Consider the following 16,679-nt stretch of genomic DNA (forward strand, 5'->3'; position numbering starts at 1 on the left):
CACTTGCACAACGTTGGCCGCGCGCGCCACCAGCGGCACGAAAAGCCCAGTCGCCCGCCGCCGCCATCGCCACAAAGAAAAAGCGGCCCGCAGGCCGCTTTTCACTACCGGGCTGATCGCGCGATCAGGAACCCAGCACCATTACCGCGTCGGCTTCCACCTGCACGCCCTTGGGCAGGCTGGCCACGCCGATGGCGGCGCGCGCCGGGTACGGCTGGCTCATGTACTGGCTCATCACTTCGTTGAAAGTGGCGAAGTTGGACAGATCGGTCAGGAAGGCATTCAGCTTCACGATCTGATCCAGGCTGCCGCCGGCGGCTTCGCACACGGCTTTCAGGTTCTTGAACACCTGATGCGCTTCGGCGGCAAAGCCGCCTTCCACCACGGTCATGGTGGCCGGGTCGAGCGGGATCTGGCCGGACAGGTACACGGTATCGCCGGCTTTTACCGCCTGGGAGTAAGCGCCAATCGCGGCCGGGGCCTTGTCGGTATGGATGGTCTCTTTAGCCATTCAGTTTTCTCCTTCTTCGTGCAGGAACAGGGTTAACAGGTCATTCAGGAAGCGCTGGCCCTTCAGGGTTGGCCGCAGCAGGCTGACATCATGTTCGATCAGCCCTTCTGCCCGCGCTTGCTGCAATTGTGATTGGATACAGGATACCGGCAAACCGGTGCGCTCGCTGAACAGTCGCAACTCGAAACCGCCGGTCAGGCGCAGCAGGTTCATCATGAATTCGAACGGCAGATCCTTGCGGCCAACCTTGTGGCTGCTCTGCACCGGCTTGCCCGCCGCCACCGCCTGCAGATAGGCGGCCGGCTGCTTGTAGCGCATCTCGCGCACGATGCCCTCGTGCGAGCTGATCTTGCCGTGCGCACCGGCGCCAATGCCGACGTAGTCGCCAAACTGCCAGTAGTTGACGTTGTGGCGGGCAAAGCGCCCCGGCCGGGCAAAGGCGGAAGTCTCGTAATGCACGAAGCCGGCGCCTTCCAGCCGCGCCTCGATCGCCTCCTGCATGTCGGCGGACAGCTCGTCATCCGGCAGGTTCTGCGGCAGCTGCACCGCGAACAGCGTGTTCGGCTCGATGGTGAGGTGGTAGGCGGAAATGTGGCTGACACCAAACGACAGCGCGGTGTCGATATCCGCCAGCGCCTCGGCCAGCGTCTGCTGCGGCAGCGCGTACATCAGGTCGAGGTTGACGTTGTCGAAGTGCGTCAGCGCGATCTCCACCGCGCGGCGCGCCTCGGCATCGTCGTGAATACGGCCCAGCGCCTGCAGGTGGCGCGGGTTGAAGCTCTGGATGCCGATCGACAGCCGGTTGATGCCGGCATCGCGGTAGCCGTGAAAGCGCTCGCTCTCGAAAGTGCCCGGGTTGGCCTCCATGGTGATCTCGGCATCCGGCAGCAGCCGCACGCGGGCGCGGATGCCGGCCAGCAGCGCGTCCATCGCCTCCGGGCTGAACAGGCTGGGCGTGCCGCCGCCCATGAAGATGGTGCTGATCGGCCGGCCCCAGATCGACGGCAGGCTGTATTCGAAGTCGCGCAGCAGCGCCTCGACATACGCCATCTCGTCGAAGCCCTCGCCCACCCGGCTGCGGCCAACGTTGGCCGCGTTGGCGATGGGGATGCTGCCGGCACGGAATTCATGCGAGTTGAAGTCGCAGTACGGGCACTTCTTCACGCACCACGGAAAATGAATGTACAGCGACAAGGGAGGAAGCTCGCGTAAGCCGCCCTTCAGCGCCGACAGATCGATCACGCTCATGCCAGCTGCGCCTGCAGTTTGGCCAGCAGCGCCTGCATTGCCTGGCCACGGTGGCTGATGCCGTTCTTCACCCCGGCCGGCAGATCAGCCACGGTGCAGCCGTGCGCCGGCAGCCAGAAGTGCGGGTCGTAGCCGAAACCGCCGTTGCCGGACGGGCTGTCCACCACCTCGCCATACCAGGCACCATCCACCACCAGCGGCTGCGGGTCATCGGCATGGCGCAGCAGCACCAGCACGCAGTAGTAGTAGGCGCGGCGGTTGCCCTGGCCCTGCAGGTCGGCGATCAGCTGCGCATTGTTGCGCGCATCCGATTTCGGCTCGCCGGCATAGCGTGCCGACAGCACGCCGGGCTTGCCGCCCAGCGCTTCCACGCAGATGCCGGAATCGTCGGCCAGCGCCGGCAGGCCGGTCACGCGGCAGGCATGACGCGCCTTTTCCAGCGCGTTTTCCAGGAAGGTGCCATGCGGCTCCGGGCACTCCGGTACGCTCAGCAGCCCCTGCGGGATCACTTCCACACCCAGCGGCGCCAGCAGCGCCGAGAACTCCTTCAACTTGCCGGCGTTATTGCTGGCCAGCACCAGTTTTTCGATCATGCTTTACTCCGTGACTGCCGGCGCCCTGCGCCCGGCAGCGAAAAAGGCCCGGCGAGCCGGGCGGGTAACGCGTCTTAATCAAGCCAGCTGGTCAAGCCATCTGGCCCTGAGTGGCCAGCAGCGCGCGGATGAACAGGCTCTCGTCGGCGTCCTTCAGCTCCTTGGCGTCGGACAGCAGGCGCCGCCACTGGCGGCCACCCGGCTCGCCGTGGAACAGCCCCAGCACGTGGCGCGCGATGTGGCGCACGCTGCTGCCGTCCTGCAGGCGCTCGGCCACGTAGGGCAGCAGCGCTTCCACCACCTTGCCGCGCGAATACACCGGGCTGGCATCGCCATAGAAATCGGCATCCCAGCCCGCCATCAGATAGGGGTTGTGATATGCCTCGCGGCCAACCATCACGCCATCCACATGCTGCAGGTGGCCGGCAATCTCGGCATTGGTCTTGATGCCGCCGTTGATGATGATCTCCAGCTCCGGGCGCTCCTGCTTCAGCCGGTAGACATAGTCGTACTTCAGCGGCGGAATCTCGCGGTTTTCCTTCGGGCTCAGGCCCTTCAGGATGGCGTTGCGCGCATGCACGATGAAGGTGCGGCAGCCGGCTTCCGCCACGGTATCCACAAACTCGCGCATGTAGTCGTAGCTGTCGATGTGGTCGATGCCGATGCGATGCTTCACCGTCACGTCGATGTCCACCACGTCGCGCATCGCCTGCACGCAGTCGGCCACCAGCCGCGGCTCGGCCATCAGGCAGGCGCCAAACGCGCCCTTCTGCACCCGCTCCGACGGGCAGCCCACGTTCAGGTTCACCTCGTCATAACCCCACTGCTGCGCCAGACGCGCGCACTGCGCCAGCTCGGCCGGCTCGCTGCCGCCCAGCTGCAGCGCAATCGGGTGCTCCGCCTCGTGGTAGCGCAGGTGGCGGCCAACATCGCCATGCAGCAGCGCGCCGGTAGTCACCATCTCGGTGTACAGCCAGGTATGGCGGGTGATCAGGCGCGCAAAGTAGCGATAGTGGCGGTCGGTCCAGTCCAGCATCGGCGCAACCGAAAGCCGCCTGGCGGGGCGTGCAGCTTGATTCATGAGAGGGGTGGAGCAATTCGCTCCGTTAGCAGCGGTTTCGTTTCTGTTCATTCAGGCCGATTCTTGACCATTGGTGCCTTGCCGGTGCGAGACAACGAATTATCTTCATTGCGCAACACGGTTAACTGACTAAGCGATTGAAAATCCTGCAATTATCCTGTCTGCCCCCTGCAAGGGTCAAGCGCTGGGGAGCCCTTGCGCCATTGCGCGAGCCTAATCAGCGAATGGCATCGAATCTGAGTAGGCCGTTACTGCGATTTGCCCCCCCTGTCTTGCGCAGTACGCCTGAGCCGGAATGTATTTCTGCCAATCCGGGGTGGGACTGGTTGGTAGGAAATGAATTTATCTGCAATGGATCACCACCCCACCAGCAAACTCAGAGACGCCCCCCAACCAAGCGCCTGCTGACACAACAATACTGGCACGCCTCAACCTGACCAAGAAACACCTCATCCCTCCGGTTGATGGGTGAGCACAGGACCTGACGCTACATTGCCGCCATCGCCCCGCCCGGGGCATACACCTGCAATGGAGCACGCCATGCAACAGCAACCGGTTTTCATCCAGGTCGGCGCACTGGCCGACGGTTTCGCCCCCGACAACAACACCCTGCCCAGCTGCACCGAGCTGGCCGGGCGCAGCTTCCAGCTGCTGGACACTGCCGGCAACGCGTACACGCTGAGCTTCGGCAACGACGGCAGCCTGACGCTGCACGACGCCGGGCGCGACATCCACGCCCCCTGCCGCGTCAGCTCGCTGCGCGACAGCCTGTACTTTGTTGACTGTCTGCCGGCCCAGCCGGCCGGCGCTTCGCTGAGCCTGGTATTGGACCTGGCGCGCGGTCTGTACACCCGCGTCGATGGCCAGCTGCCGGACGAGGCGGCAACAAGGCTGGACCCGTTCCGGCGCGTGGCACAAGGGCTGGAGCTGACCGCGGTAACGGCCACCATCAGCCATGGCACCGTGGACCATGCGGCCAACCCCGGCGAGGAACTGCACCACCCCACTCACGAGCTGGTAGGCATGCGCAACCAGTACCGCTACAGCCGCACCGAGTGCTACGAGCACATCTACCTCAACGACAGCTTCTACGCATGGCAATGCCTGCAGGGCGTGGAACAGGGGCTGGCCGACGTGGACCGCTGCCACTACATCAAGCTGGCCGATCAGCTGTACCTGTTCGTGTGGCGCGAAAAGATCATCCCCACCCTGGGCGTGGTGCTGATCGACCTGGCGCGCGGCAAGACCGACGGCAAGATTGTCGGCTACCAGGGCGGGGACTTCGGCAGCCTGTCCAACTTCGCGGTGGGGGCCACGGCCCAGGTGCTGAATACCACCCGGCATAACCTCGACTAAGCGCCTGTTTACGCTCTGCGTCCCACCCGCGGCCCGGCCCCAGCCGGGCCGTGCACCATGCCGGAGAAACACATGCTCAGCCCCTGTTACACCCCCGATTTCCACGGCCGCGTGGTGCTGGTCACCGGCGGCGCCCAGGGCATAGGCCGCGGCATCTGCCAGGCCTTTGCCGCCCATGGTGCGCGCGTGATCATCGCCGACCTGCAGGCCGACAAGGCCACCGCCACCGCGGCCGAACTGAACGCCGCTGGCGGCGACGTGCACGCCTGCGGCATCGACCTCGCCAGCCACGACGCCATCGGCACGCTGCTGCAGGACGTTGGCCACGCGCATGGCCGGCTGGACGTGCTGCTGCACAACGCCGCCTATTTTCCGCTGACGCCACTGGCAGACATCCGCCCTGCGTTGCTGCAGCGCACGCTGGACGTGAACCTGTCGGCGCTGTTCTGGCTCACCCAAGCGGCGCTGCCGCTGCTGCGCGTGCGCGGCGGGCGCATCCTGGCCACCTCCTCGGTGACCGGCCCGCGCGTGGCCTACCCAGGCCTGGCGCACTATGCCGCCTCCAAGGCCGGGGTGAACGGTTTCATCCGCGCCGCCGCGCTGGAGCTGGCGGCCGACGGCATCACCGTCAACGGCGTGGAGCCGGGCATGATCCGTACCCCGGCGATGGCCAACCTGGGCGATACCGCGCTGAATGCCGGCATTGCCACCGGCGTGCCGCTGGGCCGGCTGGGTGAACCGGCCGACATCGCCGCCGCCATGCTGTTCCTGGCGTCCGACGCCGCCGGCTACATCACCGGGCAGACCATCGTGGTGGATGGCGGCGCCACGCTGCCGGAATCGGCCGCAGCCCTGCCCTAGCTGCCTGGCCACGCGGCAGCGGCACGGCGGGATCGGTCCGCATATCGGCGGGGGTGCCCCCGGCAAACGGCAAGGGCAGCCGTCACAATGACGGCTGCCCTTGTCATGCGGCCAACAACGACGGCCGCCCAACCGGAGACACCCGCCATGATGCAGTTCACCCGTGCCCGAGACTTTACCGCCAGCCGCGCCTGGGGCGCCCGCGACATCGCCAGCTTCGACGGCGTCAGCGCGCGTCTGCACTGGACCGACCAGCCCTACCGCTGGCACATCAACGATGGCGACGAGCTGTTCGTGGTGCTGGATGGCCGCGTGGCCATGCACTACCGCGATGCCGAGCGTCGGGAACATATCCAGCAGCTGGAAGCCGGCGACATCTTTTATGCCAGCGCCGGCTGCGAACACCTGGCCCACCCGCAGGGCGCGGCGCGCATCCTGGTGATCGAGCGTGCCGGCAGCGCGTGAGGCCACGCACCGCTGCATAAATAAAAATTATCCTATGGAAAATTTTTAAATATTTTAGCCATGCAGTAACGCTACGTAGACTGCCCTGGTCAACGCAGCGAACGGCAAGCGGCTTGCCAGCCGGGCAGTAGCGCCCGATAACCGCCAGCCCCCGCCGCCACATAACAACAGCGCCGCCCGACAGGGCGCGCCTGCCAGATGCCAGCCCGGACGTAACCGCCCGGAGCATGGCCACACACGGGCGGACTCCCCGCACCAGGCTGGACAGCCCGGCACCCACTGCCGGGAATAGTCCTTGCACACCCACCTAGAGGAGTACTTTGCATGGCTAAATTCATCCCCCACCTTGCTGCACTGGGCATCATTGCGGCCTGTCCGCCGGCACTCGCCAAAGACATCACCGTGGTGTCGTTTGGCGGCGCCAACAAGGACGCGCAGACTGCCGCCTACTACCAGACCTTCGAGAAAGCCAGCGGCAACAAGGTAACCGCCGGCGACTACAACGGTGAAATGGCCAAGATCAAGGCCATGGTCGATGCCCGCCAGGTGAACTGGGACGTGGTGGAAGTGGAAGGCCCGGAGCTGATGCGTGGCTGCGAGGACGGCCTGTTCGAAAAGCTCGACTGGAAACAGGTGGGCAACAAGGCCGACTACCTGAAGCCGGCGGTAGCCGAATGCGGCGCCGGCATCTTCGTATGGTCCACCGCCATGGCCTACAACGCCGACATCCTGAAAACCGCACCGCAGAACTGGGCGGATTTCTGGAACGTGAAGAAATTCCCCGGCAAGCGCGGCCTGCGCAAGGGCGCCAAGTACACGCTGGAATTCGCGCTGCTGGCCGATGGCGTGAAGCCGGCCGATGTCTACAAGGTGCTGGGCACCAAGGCCGGCGTGGATCGCGCCTTCAAAAAGCTGGACCAGCTGAAGCCCAGCATTCAATGGTGGGAGGCCGGCGCCCAGCCGCCGCAGTTCCTGGCATCCGGCGACGTGGTGATGAGCTCGGCCTATAACGGCCGCATCGACACGGTGCAGAAGGAAGGCAAGAACCTGAAGGTGGTGTGGAGCGGCAGCATCTACGACGTGGACTTTTGGGCGGTGCCCAAGGGTTCGCCCAACGTCAAGGAAGCCATGGCCTTCATCAGGAATGCCGGCAAGCCGGAAAACCAGGCGGTGTATTCCAACAAGATCGCCTACGGCCCCACCAACCTGAAAGCGGTGCAGAAGGTGGATGTCAAATCTGCGGCCAACCTGCCGACCTGGCCGGCCAACCTGAAGAACGCGGTGGCGCTGGATGTGAACTTCTGGGTGGAGCATGGCGAAGACCTGGAGCAGCGCTTCAACGCCTGGGCAGCGCGCTGACCCTGCTGCCCCATCGCGATAACAGCCCGTGCCAGCAGGCGCGGGCTGTTTGGGGCTGTTGACAAAGTCCAAGGCGAATGTTCTGCCGGACCCGGCAAAGCCGGGCTGCTCCGGCGAGGTCATTGATCGGCAGCCTTCCTGTTTTTTTACAACAAAGCCCTTGCGCGATACGCAAGGGCTTTGTCAACACACACAAACCGGCCGCGCCTGTTGGTGCGACCGGTGTTTACAGCCGCTCGAACGCCAGCGTCGGCACATCCACGATGCTGGCACCGCCATCGGCCACAATGCTGGCGCCGGTAATGATGCCGGCCTCGTCCGACACCAGGAAACGGCACAAGGCGGCGATCTCGTGCGCCTCGGCCGGGCGGCGCAGAGGCACCTCGGCGGTAACGCGGCGGTAGGCGGCATCCAGATCTTCCCCGTAGTGCGCCATCAAGGGCTGCATCTCCTCGTCCGCCATCGGCGTACGCACCCACCCCGGACACACCGCATTCACCCGCACACCGTGTGGGCCGTAATCGCGCGCCAGCGAGCGGGTAAGCCCCAGCAAGGCATGCTTGGCGGTGGTGTAACCGCACACACCCGGCCCGGCCGCCAGCGAGGCGATCGACGCCAGCAGCACGATGCTGCCACGGCTGTGCTGCAGCGCCGGCAGGCAGGCGCGCGCGCTGCTGAAGGCGGTGCCAAGGTTGGCCGCCATCGCCTGCTGCCAGCCGGCATCGTCGGTGTCGGTGGCACTACCCTGCCCCATGCCGCCGGCGCAGGCCACCAGCGCATCGATGGCGCCATACTGCTGCTGGATGCGGGTGCTGAATTCCTGCCAGTCGGCACTGCTGGCCGCATCGCCCACCAGCACCAGCCCGCCGGTAGCCTGCGCCACACGCTGCAGCGGCGCCGCGCGGCGGCCGATCAGCACCAGCCGCGCGCCTTCGGCGGCAAAGAGTCGGGCGCAGGCTTCGCCGATGCCGGTGCCGGCACCGGTAATCACGATGGTCTTGTTATGCAGCGACATGCCACTCTCCTTGTGGTGGATAAGGCTTGAGTCTGGCGGACATGCCAGTGGCGCGGCATCAACCGGAGGGATGAGCTGCTGCCCTTGGCCGCACGAAATGTTAAGATGTTCAGCATTGTGATTACAGGCCCGCGCCATGGACATGCAACGCCCGCATCAGCACCGTCTGCCGCAGCACCTGCTGCGCGCCCGGGAGGCCGTGATGGCCTATTTCCGCCCGCTACTCAACGGCTACGGCCTTACCGAACAGCAGTGGCGCATCATGCGCCTGCTGGATGACCGCGGTGAAATGGAGGCCGGCATGGTGGCCGACCTCGCCTGCATCCTGCCGCCCAGCCTTACCGGCATCCTGGTACGCATGGAAAAGGCCGGCCTGATCCACCGCCGCAAGGACAAGAGCGACAGCCGCCGGCTGATCGTGTCGCTGTCGGCAGAAGGCCGCACGCTGACACAACAGATATCGCCGCAGTCTGCCGCCTGCTACGAGCAGATCGAGCAGCACTTCGGCGAGGACAAGCTGGAGCAGCTGCTGCAGCTGCTCACCGAGCTGGAACAACTGCCGGCGCCGGCTGCACAGCCGGCCGCAGCGGAGGAAGAAGCCGCCGCCGACTGAGCCGGCTGGCCGCTAAAACAGCAAGGGCGCCGCAGGCGCCCTTGCTGTTTGCAATGCCACAACAAAAACTCAGACCGCCAGCACCGCCTGACACGCCCGCAGGCTGTGCAGCAGCGCCTGGCGCTGCGGGGCGATCAGCCGGATGTAGCGCCGCATTGGCGGGATGTTGGTCACCACCTCGCTGGCGCCGAAGTGCTCGATGCACAGTTGCCAGCTGCCGTCCTCCAGCCGCAGCTCGCAGCGGCGGAAATCCAGCGGCAGCAGCGCTGCCTGTAGCGCGGCATCGTCCTGCAGCCGGCGGGCGATGGCCGCCAGGCTGCCGTCGTCCGGCCCGGCTACCTGGCAGGCAATGCCCTGGCGGCGCACCGCGCCGGTGTGGCGGATCACGATGCGGGCCGGATCACTGCCAGGGTTGGCCGCAGCCGCAGCGATATCCAGCGCCAGTGGCAGGCGGAACTCGCAGCTGACGGTATGCGCCAGGAACACGGCGTCGATGCGCTCGCGCACCGTGAACTGCAACCCGTCGGCACTACGGCAGGCCAGCGCGGTGCTACCGGCCGGCTCGCACTCGGCGCCCACGCGGTCCTGGCCCAGCTCCTGTCGCAGCCGCGCCAGCGTGGCGCCCGGGCGGTAGCCACGCGGCGCACGCTCGCGCCGCAGCCAGTCAACCAAGCGATGCAGCACGCTTCAGTTCCTCGTCGATCAGCGACTCATGCCCGGCGGCCTTGCCGAATTCTTCTTCCAGAATCGCCTCGATCGCCACCGGGCGGAACGGGTGCACCTTCTGCACGAACACCGTCCACACCAGCGCGTACACCGCGGTCAGGCCCAGCATCACGCCGAACGGCACGTAGATGTCGCGGCTGTTCATGCCCGGCGGGGTGATGTACCAGATGGCGATGATGATGCCGACGCTGGAGATGATCTGCGGCAGCGGGAACCACGGAGAGCGGTAGGCACGCGGGAACTCCGGGCGGCGCAGGCGCAGCAGCGCCACCGAGATGTTCACCAGCAGGTAGGCCACGCCCCAGGCACAGACGGCGGCCAGCACCAGCGGCATGATGCGGTCCAGGTCACCGTGGATGTACCAGGCATGGGCGCACGGCACCACCACCGCCACCAGGATGCCGAACAGCGGTGTCTTGAAACGCGGGTGCAGGTAGGTGAACACCCTGGGCAGCGCGCCATCCAGCGCCATGCCGTACAGGATGCGCGGCAGCGCGGCGATCAGGGTGTTGATGGTGGCGGCGCCGGCAAACAGCAGGCCGACACCCAGCCAGATCTTGCCGAACGGGCCCATTACCTGGCCGGCGAAAGCCGGAATCGCCATCGGGGTATCCAGGAGGTGCGGGCCGGCGAGGTTTTTCGGGTCCATCGGCACGTTCGCCACCTGGTGCACCATGGCGGCGCCATAGATGAACATGGTGGAGGCCACGCCGGTCAGGCCCAGCTTGGCGGCCAGCGGGATGTTGCGGCCAGCCTGTTTCAGCTCCGGCGCCAGTGGGGTCACCAGTTCGAAGCCGACGAACATGAACATCGCCATGCCGATCAGGCTCAGCACGCCGCTGGGATCGGACAGGTCCAGCGGGCTGCCGAACCAGCCATCCAGCTTCACTGCCGGCGCCTTGATCAGGCCGATCACGCCGAAAATGGTCAGCGTCGCCCACATCACGAAGGTAAGGATGATCTCGGCCTTGCCGAAGATGGTGATGCCCAGCGCATTGAGCACGCCGAACAGCACCACCAGCCCCACCCCCACCAGCCAGGAGCTGCCGCTGCTCTCCATCATGGTGTTGAGGTGCTCGAAGTTCACCAGCGCCATGATGCCGGAGAGGATGGTCTCGGCGGTGCCGGCGAACACATGCACCAGCAGGTAGGCCGAGATGGTGCCGGTAATGGCGAAAAAGCGCCCCATGCCACAGGAGATGTAGTCATACACCGCGCCGGAGGTAGGCAGCATCGATGCCGCCTCGGAGAAGGTGGTGGCCTGCGCCTGCATCATGATCCAGGCAATCACCATCGCCAGCGCGAAGGTGCTGCCGGCCATGCCGAAACCGCTGGTGACGGTGAGGATCACCGGGCTGGCCATCACCACACCTACCGAACTGGCGAGGGCCACCGGAAAGCCCACCACCCCCTGGTCGAGGTAGCGGGCAAGTTTCTGCTGAATGGTCATTGTTCGTGACTCCTAAGTATTTCTCGCTTTGTCGCCGGCACCCTGTATTGGCTGTTATGGCGGGGCCGGTAGTCTTTGGCCAAGTCTAGCTGACAGGGCCGTATTCCGTGCCGTGCGCCAGGTCCAGAAACAGCCGGCTGGCAAGCTCGGTACGGTTATTCACGCCGAACTTGCGGTACAGGTGCTGCAGATGGGTTTTCACCGTCGGCAGCCCCAGCTCCAGCAAGCGGGCAATGGTCTTGTTGCAGGCGCCATCGCGCAGCAGCAGCGCCACCTCGCGTTCGCGCGGGGTCAGCAGCACGCCGGCATCCGGCGTCTCTGCGGCCAACTGCAGCGGCAGGTTGCCACTGGCGGCCAGTTCCAGCAGGCCGTGCAGCTGTTGCAGCGTGGCCAGCTCGGCCGCGCCGAACGCCCCCAGCTCCTCGCCGCGAATCAGCGAGAAACCGGCCACCACGCGGCCGCCGCGGCGCACGAACAGCTCCACCACGTCGGCCATGCCATGGCGTGCCATGAAGCGGCCATAGCGCGACTGCAGCAACGCACCCTGCGCCACCGCCTCGCCCATCGGCATCACGCTGGTGCCGTGGCCGAAGCGGGCCGGATGCAGCGGGTCGCACTGCTGGTAGTGGGACAGATAGTGCTGATGCACCTGCCCCGGCATGCGGTGCAGCAGGTAATGGCGCGGACGCAGCTGGGCATCCACCTGGTAGAAGGCGCAGGAGGTCACCGGCACCAGGCCGGTGACACTGGCGATGCAGCGCTGCGCGTAGTGCGCCACGGCGGCGGAGGCGGATGTCGTCATGGCGGCACTCCCGGCAGCGTTGCTTCAGGTGCGATCAGGCGCCGGCGAAGCCGGCTTCCAGCGCGGCGACGATGGTGTCGATCTGCGGCTGCTGGATCACCAGCGGCGGCGACAGGATGATCTTGGTGCCCACCGGGCGCACCAGCACGCCGTGTTCGCGGGCGATCTCCGCCACGCGGTTGGCGTAGCCGCCCATCGGGTCCACCGGCTCGCGGGTGGTCTTGTCCACCACCAGGTCCAGCGCCACCATCAGGCCCTTGCCACGCACCTCGCCCACCGCCGCGTACTTGTCGGCGAACGGCTTGAGTTTGGAAAGCAGGTACTCGCCCTGCGCGGCGGCATTGGCCGGCAGGTTTTCCTCGCGCACGATCTTGAGGTTGGCGATGGCGGCGGCGCAGGCTACCGGGTGCCCGGAGTAGGTGTAGCCGTGCATGATGGCGCCGCCGAAGTCGGCGTTGGCCGCAAAGGCGTCCGCCACGCGCTGGTTCACCACCGTGGCGCCCAGCGGCACGTAGCCGGAGGAGATGCCCTTGGCCAGACACATGATGTCCGGTGCCACGCCCCACAGCCGGCTGCCGAACATGGAGCCGGAGCGACCGAAGCCAGTGACGATTTCGTCGGCGATCAGCAGCACGCCGTACTTGTCGCACACCTCGCGGATCAGCGGCCAGTAGCTGGCCGGCGGCACGATCACACCACCGGCGCCCTGGATCGGCTCGGCGATGAAGGCGGCCACGGTGTCCGGGCTCTGGAACTGGATCTCGCGCTCCAGCATCTGCGCGCAGATCTTGGCCAGCTCTTCCGGGTCCTCGGTGAACGGGTTGCGGTAGGTCCACGGGGTTTCCACGTGGAAGCAGCCCGGCAGCAGCGGCTCGTAGTTGCGACGGAACACGGTGTTGCCGTTGACCGAGGCACCACCGAAGTGGGTACCGTGGTAGCCCTGCTTCAGCGAGATGAACTTGGTGCGATCCGGCTGGCCTTTCACGCGCCAGTACTGGCGAGCCAGCTTCAGCGCGGTTTCCACCGCGTCGGAACCGCCGCTGCTGAACGCCACGCGGGCCATGCCTTCCGGCTTCAGCATGTCGATGATGGTGGCGGACAGCTCCTCGGCACGCGGGTGGCTGATGCCGTCGAACAGCTGGAAGTATTCCAGCTCGTCCAGCTGGTTCATGATCGCCTGCTTGATCTCGGTGCGGTTGTGGCCAACGTTGACGTTCCACAGGCCGGCCACGCCATCCACCAGCTGGTGGCCCTTGTCGTCATATACATGGCAGCCGTCACCGCGCACGATGCGGATCGGCTCGCGGCGCTGCATCTCGTTCGGGTGCAGCATGGGGTGCCAGAAACGGGCGTTATCGTAAGACATGGCAAAACTCCTTCAAATGACTGGGCCGGTTAAGCCGGCAAGAAAGCTCAGCGCAGCGGTTCCGGCCAGGCGCCCTGCCGCAGACAGTACAAGTAGTACGGCAAGGCAGGGCAACAACGCCGGAAGGGCTTTATTGCCGGCTTAATGAGCGATGCACACCGATTTGAGCTCGGTAAAGTTTTCCACCGCGGCACGGCCGAACTCGCGGCCAACCCCGGATTGCTTGTGGCCGCCGAACGGCATGTTCGGGTCCAGCGGAATATGGCTGTTCACCCACACGGTGCCGGCCTGCACCTGCGGCACCACGTTCATCACCAGCGACAGGTCGTTGCTCCACACGCTGGCCGCCAGGCCGTACGGTGTGTCGTTGGCCAGGCGCACCGCCTCTTCCACCGTGTCGAACGGCATGGCCACCAGCACCGGGCCGAAGATTTCCTCGCGCACCACGGTGTGGCCGTGATCGACATTGGTCAGCACGGTGGGCTGCACGAAATAGCCCGGCAGGTCGGCGGCGGAACCACCGGCCACCACGCGCGCGCCTTCGGCACGAGCGATGTCGATGTAGCGGCATACCGACTGCTGCTGCCGCGCCGATACCAGCGGGTTGATCTGCGCGTTCATGTCCATGCCGGCGCCGATGCTCATGCTGCCCGCCGCGGCAGCCAGGCCTTCCACCACCTGGTCGAACTTGCTGCGGTGGATGTAGATGCGCGAGGCGGCGGCGCAGACCTGGCCCTGGTTGAAGAAGCCGCCCAGCATGGCGCCCTGGATCGCCTTGTCCACGTCCACATCGCCGAACACCAGCATCGGGTTCTTGCCCCCCAGCTCCAGCGAGAAGCGGGTCATGTTGTCCAGCGCGGCGTGGCCCACGGTCTTGCCCACTTCGGTGGAGCCGGTGAAGGTGACCTTGCTCACCAGCGGGTGGCTGGCCAGTGCCTGGCCGGCGCGGCTGCCGCGGCCGGTGAGCACGTTCACCACCCCCGGCGGAATGCCGGCTTCCAGCGCCAGCTCGCCCAGACGCAGCGCGGTAAGCGGCGTTTCGGTGGACGGCTTCAGCACAATGGTGCAGCCGGCGGCCAGTGCCGGAATCAGCTTCCAGATGGCAATCATCAGCGGGAAATTCCACGGTACGATGCCGGCCACCACGCCCACCGGCTCGCGGCGGGTGTAGGCGGTGTAACGGGTACCCGGCGGCACCGGAATCGACACGTCCATGGTTTCGCCGGTGATCTTGGTGGCCCAGCCAGCCATGTAGCGCACGTATTCGATGGCGGCGCCCACTTCGATGGCGCGCGAGATATGGATGGACTTGCCCTGGTTCAGGGTTTCCAGCTGCGCCAGCTCCTCGGCATGCGCTTCCAGCACGTCGGCCAGCTTCAGCAGGATGCGCTCGCGATCCGCCGGGCGCAGGCCGGACCAGGCACCGGAAGTGAAGGCGCGATGCGCACTGGCCACCACGGCATCCACGTCGGCCTCGTCGGCATCGGCCACGCTGGCAATCACCTGGCCGCTGGCCGGGTTGCGCACTTCGATACGGCCACCGGCGCGCGCCGCTACTGCCGCGCCATCGATCAACAGGCCATGCTCCTTGTGCAGGAAGGCATTCACCTCGTCCAGCACCGGCACCAGGTTCTGATCCATCCTCGTTCTCCTCATCTGTATTGACGCCAGTCCGCACTGGCGGGTTGGCCGCATCAGCCGCCCGGCGCGCCTGGCGCCAGCGGCCGGTTCCCAGAGCGGCCTTGATGCATATCAATGTACTCGGTGCGTTTCGCCGGGCTTATCCCAAATCGGCAAACCCTGCCTGCAGCCGGCAAAGCCGCTACCGGCAAGGCTGCCAGCCGCCTACGGCCAGCAATCTGTCGCGTGGTGGTAACAGTGCTGACATCGGCATGAAGCCTTGCTGCAACTGGCTTGTACACTGTCCGACAAGCAAATAGATAACATGTTAATTATTTTTTTCGATATACCCATCCCACAGCGGTGACGCCACCCCGTCGCTGCGGGATACTGCGTGGGCAGCAGGCCGCCACGGCGCGCCGACAGCGCGACAGACACACCGCACCAGCCCCCGGCACAGGGGGCGGCAAACAAGGAAAACGGCGGCCCCGGCCGCCGGAAGAGACACGCATCACGGAGCCCCCCATGCAGGCCCAGCAGCAGCAATTCACCGATGCCCAGCAGCACGCCGCCTCCCTGGCGCACTGGAACCAGGTTTACGACCAGATCACCGCCGGCCGCTTTCACAGCTCGCTGCAGCGGCTGAACACCGACCAGCTGGACATCTTTCGCGAGACCATCAACCAGCGCGTGGTGCAGCATGGCCAGGCGCCGGCCGACATGGTGCACTTCGCCGTGCCGCTGACACTGCCCCAGAACCGGCCAGTACCGCTGTCGCTGCAGGGCTGCCAGGTGGGCGACAACGCGGTGATGGCGCTGCGCAGCAACGAGGAATTCGTATTCCACGTGCCACCGCAGGTGGATTCGCTGCAGATCTCGATCCGCAACAGCGACCTGGAAGCACTGGCGCCGCAGCTGTGGCAGCGGCTGAGCCAGAGCCGCCAGCGCATGCCGGTGCTGCAGGTGAGCCCGCAGCAACTGCAGGCCACGCGCGAGCTGCTGCTCACCGCCTTCGAACAGGCGCTGCAGAACGCCGACCTGCTGAACTTTGCCGGCAGCCAGAAGCTGATCCAGCACCAGTTCATCAGCCTGCTGCTGGATTTGCTGAACGACGTGGCACCGGACGAGCGCCCCAGCCTCACCCACGCCACCCACAGCGACATCGTGCGCCGCAGCCAGGGCATCGTGCAGCGCAGCCCGGATGAGCCGGTGACCGTGCTCGACCTGTGCCAGCAGCTGCGCGTCAGCCGCCGCACGCTGCAGAACAGCTTCCAGCTGATCACCGGCACCACGCCGGTGGACTACCTGCGCTCCATCCGCCTCAACGGCGTGCGCCGCATGCTGCAGGCCGCACCGGACCGTAACAGCGTGCGCGAGGCCGCCGGGCACTGGGGCTTCTACCACCTGGGCCATTTCTCGCGCGACTACCGCCGCCTGTTCGACGAACTGCCCTCCGAAACCCGCAGCCGCGCGCTGGCGTAACAACTGTAGGGCGAAAGTCCCGGTAAATCGGGGCGTTCCGCCACCAGCCCCTGCCAATCACCAATCCCCCGCCAGCCAGCCCCACATGCCACCCGGTGGCGGAACGCCCGCTTTGCGGGCTTCCGCCCTAC

Annotated in this window: 16 protein-coding genes; 6 read left to right on the plus strand and 10 right to left on the minus strand. The window is 66.0% G+C overall.

Annotation, left to right across the window (positions count from 1 at the left end; all coding sequences use genetic code 11):
• Positions 1 to 124: 124 nt before the first annotated feature.
• From ABNW52_RS13075 to dusA, 4 genes are all read right to left on the minus strand, one after another.
• Positions 125 to 511, minus strand: coding sequence for a RidA family protein (locus tag ABNW52_RS13075; RefSeq protein ID WP_349588546.1), 387 nt, complete (start codon positions 509 to 511; stop codon positions 125 to 127).
• The gene (gene hemW, locus ABNW52_RS13080) at positions 512 to 1,759 is read right to left on the minus strand and encodes a radical SAM family heme chaperone HemW (RefSeq protein ID WP_349588549.1); all 1,248 of its coding nucleotides are present in this window, start codon (positions 1,757 to 1,759) and stop codon (positions 512 to 514) included.
• Positions 1,756 to 2,352 (minus strand): RdgB/HAM1 family non-canonical purine NTP pyrophosphatase, encoded by a 597-nt coding sequence (rdgB, locus tag ABNW52_RS13085; RefSeq protein WP_349588551.1) that lies wholly within the window; start codon positions 2,350 to 2,352, stop codon positions 1,756 to 1,758. The genes hemW and rdgB overlap by 4 nt, the downstream gene beginning before the upstream one ends.
• A gap of 91 nt (positions 2,353 to 2,443) precedes the next feature.
• Entirely contained in the window at positions 2,444 to 3,388 is a 945-nt protein-coding gene (dusA, locus tag ABNW52_RS13090; RefSeq protein ID WP_386107934.1) for a tRNA dihydrouridine(20/20a) synthase DusA, read from the minus strand.
• A gap of 585 nt (positions 3,389 to 3,973) precedes the next feature.
• Between dusA and ABNW52_RS13095 the strand changes: the two genes are divergently transcribed.
• From ABNW52_RS13095 to ABNW52_RS13110, 4 genes are all read left to right on the plus strand, one after another.
• Entirely contained in the window at positions 3,974 to 4,789 is an 816-nt protein-coding gene (locus ABNW52_RS13095; RefSeq protein WP_349588556.1) for a MoaF C-terminal domain-containing protein, read from the plus strand.
• Between the two features lie 72 nt (positions 4,790 to 4,861).
• Entirely contained in the window at positions 4,862 to 5,650 is a 789-nt protein-coding gene (locus tag ABNW52_RS13100; RefSeq protein ID WP_349588559.1) for an SDR family oxidoreductase, read from the plus strand.
• A gap of 150 nt (positions 5,651 to 5,800) precedes the next feature.
• Positions 5,801 to 6,115 carry a cupin domain-containing protein gene (locus ABNW52_RS13105; protein WP_349588734.1) on the plus strand — a complete coding sequence of 105 codons (315 nt, stop codon included), beginning with the start codon at positions 5,801 to 5,803 and terminating at the stop codon, positions 6,113 to 6,115.
• 324 nt (positions 6,116 to 6,439) lie between these two features.
• Positions 6,440 to 7,474 carry an ABC transporter substrate-binding protein gene (locus ABNW52_RS13110; protein ID WP_349588562.1) on the plus strand — a complete coding sequence of 345 codons (1,035 nt, stop codon included), beginning with the start codon at positions 6,440 to 6,442 and terminating at the stop codon, positions 7,472 to 7,474.
• Positions 7,475 to 7,700: 226 nt separating this feature from the next.
• Here ABNW52_RS13110 and ABNW52_RS13115 read toward each other — a convergent pair whose 3' ends face one another.
• Positions 7,701 to 8,489 carry an SDR family NAD(P)-dependent oxidoreductase gene (locus ABNW52_RS13115; protein WP_349588564.1) on the minus strand — a complete coding sequence of 263 codons (789 nt, stop codon included), beginning with the start codon at positions 8,487 to 8,489 and terminating at the stop codon, positions 7,701 to 7,703.
• A 136-nt stretch (positions 8,490 to 8,625) separates the two neighbouring features.
• On the opposite strand from ABNW52_RS13115, the gene hpaR reads away from it, so the two are divergent.
• Positions 8,626 to 9,102: a homoprotocatechuate degradation operon regulator HpaR gene (hpaR, locus tag ABNW52_RS13120; protein ID WP_349588566.1), complete on the plus strand. Its 477-nt coding sequence runs from the start codon at positions 8,626 to 8,628 to the stop codon at positions 9,100 to 9,102.
• A gap of 69 nt (positions 9,103 to 9,171) precedes the next feature.
• Here the strand turns inward: hpaR and ABNW52_RS13125 are convergent, their stop codons facing one another.
• The 5 genes from ABNW52_RS13125 to ABNW52_RS13145 form a co-directional block, all read right to left on the minus strand.
• Positions 9,172 to 9,786 carry a DUF3156 family protein gene (locus ABNW52_RS13125; protein ID WP_349588569.1) on the minus strand — a complete coding sequence of 205 codons (615 nt, stop codon included), beginning with the start codon at positions 9,784 to 9,786 and terminating at the stop codon, positions 9,172 to 9,174.
• Positions 9,767 to 11,278 (minus strand): APC family permease, encoded by a 1,512-nt coding sequence (locus ABNW52_RS13130; protein ID WP_349588572.1) that lies wholly within the window; start codon positions 11,276 to 11,278, stop codon positions 9,767 to 9,769. Before ABNW52_RS13130 ends, ABNW52_RS13125 begins: the two co-directional genes overlap by 20 nt.
• An 85-nt stretch (positions 11,279 to 11,363) precedes the next feature.
• Positions 11,364 to 12,080 carry a helix-turn-helix transcriptional regulator gene (locus ABNW52_RS13135; protein ID WP_349588575.1) on the minus strand — a complete coding sequence of 239 codons (717 nt, stop codon included), beginning with the start codon at positions 12,078 to 12,080 and terminating at the stop codon, positions 11,364 to 11,366.
• Between the two features lie 34 nt (positions 12,081 to 12,114).
• Positions 12,115 to 13,446, minus strand: coding sequence for an aspartate aminotransferase family protein (locus ABNW52_RS13140; protein WP_349588578.1), 1,332 nt, complete (start codon positions 13,444 to 13,446; stop codon positions 12,115 to 12,117).
• A 141-nt stretch (positions 13,447 to 13,587) separates the two neighbouring features.
• A complete protein-coding gene (locus tag ABNW52_RS13145) occupies positions 13,588 to 15,087 on the minus strand; it encodes an aldehyde dehydrogenase family protein (RefSeq protein WP_349588581.1) in 1,500 nt (499 codons plus the stop codon).
• 504 nt (positions 15,088 to 15,591) lie between these two features.
• Between ABNW52_RS13145 and ABNW52_RS13150 the strand changes: the two genes are divergently transcribed.
• The gene (locus ABNW52_RS13150; RefSeq protein ID WP_349588583.1) at positions 15,592 to 16,548 is read left to right on the plus strand and encodes a helix-turn-helix domain-containing protein; all 957 of its coding nucleotides are present in this window, start codon (positions 15,592 to 15,594) and stop codon (positions 16,546 to 16,548) included.
• Positions 16,549 to 16,679 lie beyond the last annotated feature (131 nt).

This window comes from Vogesella oryzagri (genome assembly GCF_040148885.1).
GTDB classification, from domain to species: Bacteria; Pseudomonadota; Gammaproteobacteria; order Burkholderiales; family Chromobacteriaceae; genus Vogesella; species Vogesella oryzagri.

What these genes read in the sequence shown, in the direction of transcription:
- ABNW52_RS13075 (WP_349588546.1), bottom strand. Translation starts at nt 511, where the DNA reads ATGGCTAAAGAGACCATCCATACCGACAAGGCCCCGGCCGCGATTGGC.
- hemW (WP_349588549.1), bottom strand. Translation starts at nt 1,759, where the DNA reads ATGAGCGTGATCGATCTGTCGGCGCTGAAGGGCGGCTTACGCGAGCTT.
- rdgB (WP_349588551.1), bottom strand. Translation starts at nt 2,352, where the DNA reads ATGATCGAAAAACTGGTGCTGGCCAGCAATAACGCCGGCAAGTTGAAG.
- dusA (WP_386107934.1), bottom strand. Translation starts at nt 3,388, where the DNA reads ATGCTGGACTGGACCGACCGCCACTATCGCTACTTTGCGCGCCTGATC.
- ABNW52_RS13095 (WP_349588556.1), top strand. Translation starts at nt 3,974, where the DNA reads ATGCAACAGCAACCGGTTTTCATCCAGGTCGGCGCACTGGCCGACGGT.
- ABNW52_RS13100 (WP_349588559.1), top strand. Translation starts at nt 4,862, where the DNA reads ATGCTCAGCCCCTGTTACACCCCCGATTTCCACGGCCGCGTGGTGCTG.
- ABNW52_RS13105 (WP_349588734.1), top strand. Translation starts at nt 5,801, where the DNA reads ATGCAGTTCACCCGTGCCCGAGACTTTACCGCCAGCCGCGCCTGGGGC.
- ABNW52_RS13110 (WP_349588562.1), top strand. Translation starts at nt 6,440, where the DNA reads ATGGCTAAATTCATCCCCCACCTTGCTGCACTGGGCATCATTGCGGCC.
- ABNW52_RS13115 (WP_349588564.1), bottom strand. Translation starts at nt 8,489, where the DNA reads ATGTCGCTGCATAACAAGACCATCGTGATTACCGGTGCCGGCACCGGC.
- hpaR (WP_349588566.1), top strand. Translation starts at nt 8,626, where the DNA reads ATGGACATGCAACGCCCGCATCAGCACCGTCTGCCGCAGCACCTGCTG.
- ABNW52_RS13130 (WP_349588572.1), bottom strand. Translation starts at nt 11,278, where the DNA reads ATGACCATTCAGCAGAAACTTGCCCGCTACCTCGACCAGGGGGTGGTG.
- ABNW52_RS13135 (WP_349588575.1), bottom strand. Translation starts at nt 12,080, where the DNA reads ATGACGACATCCGCCTCCGCCGCCGTGGCGCACTACGCGCAGCGCTGC.
- ABNW52_RS13140 (WP_349588578.1), bottom strand. Translation starts at nt 13,446, where the DNA reads ATGTCTTACGATAACGCCCGTTTCTGGCACCCCATGCTGCACCCGAAC.
- ABNW52_RS13145 (WP_349588581.1), bottom strand. Translation starts at nt 15,087, where the DNA reads ATGGATCAGAACCTGGTGCCGGTGCTGGACGAGGTGAATGCCTTCCTG.
- ABNW52_RS13150 (WP_349588583.1), top strand. Translation starts at nt 15,592, where the DNA reads ATGCAGGCCCAGCAGCAGCAATTCACCGATGCCCAGCAGCACGCCGCC.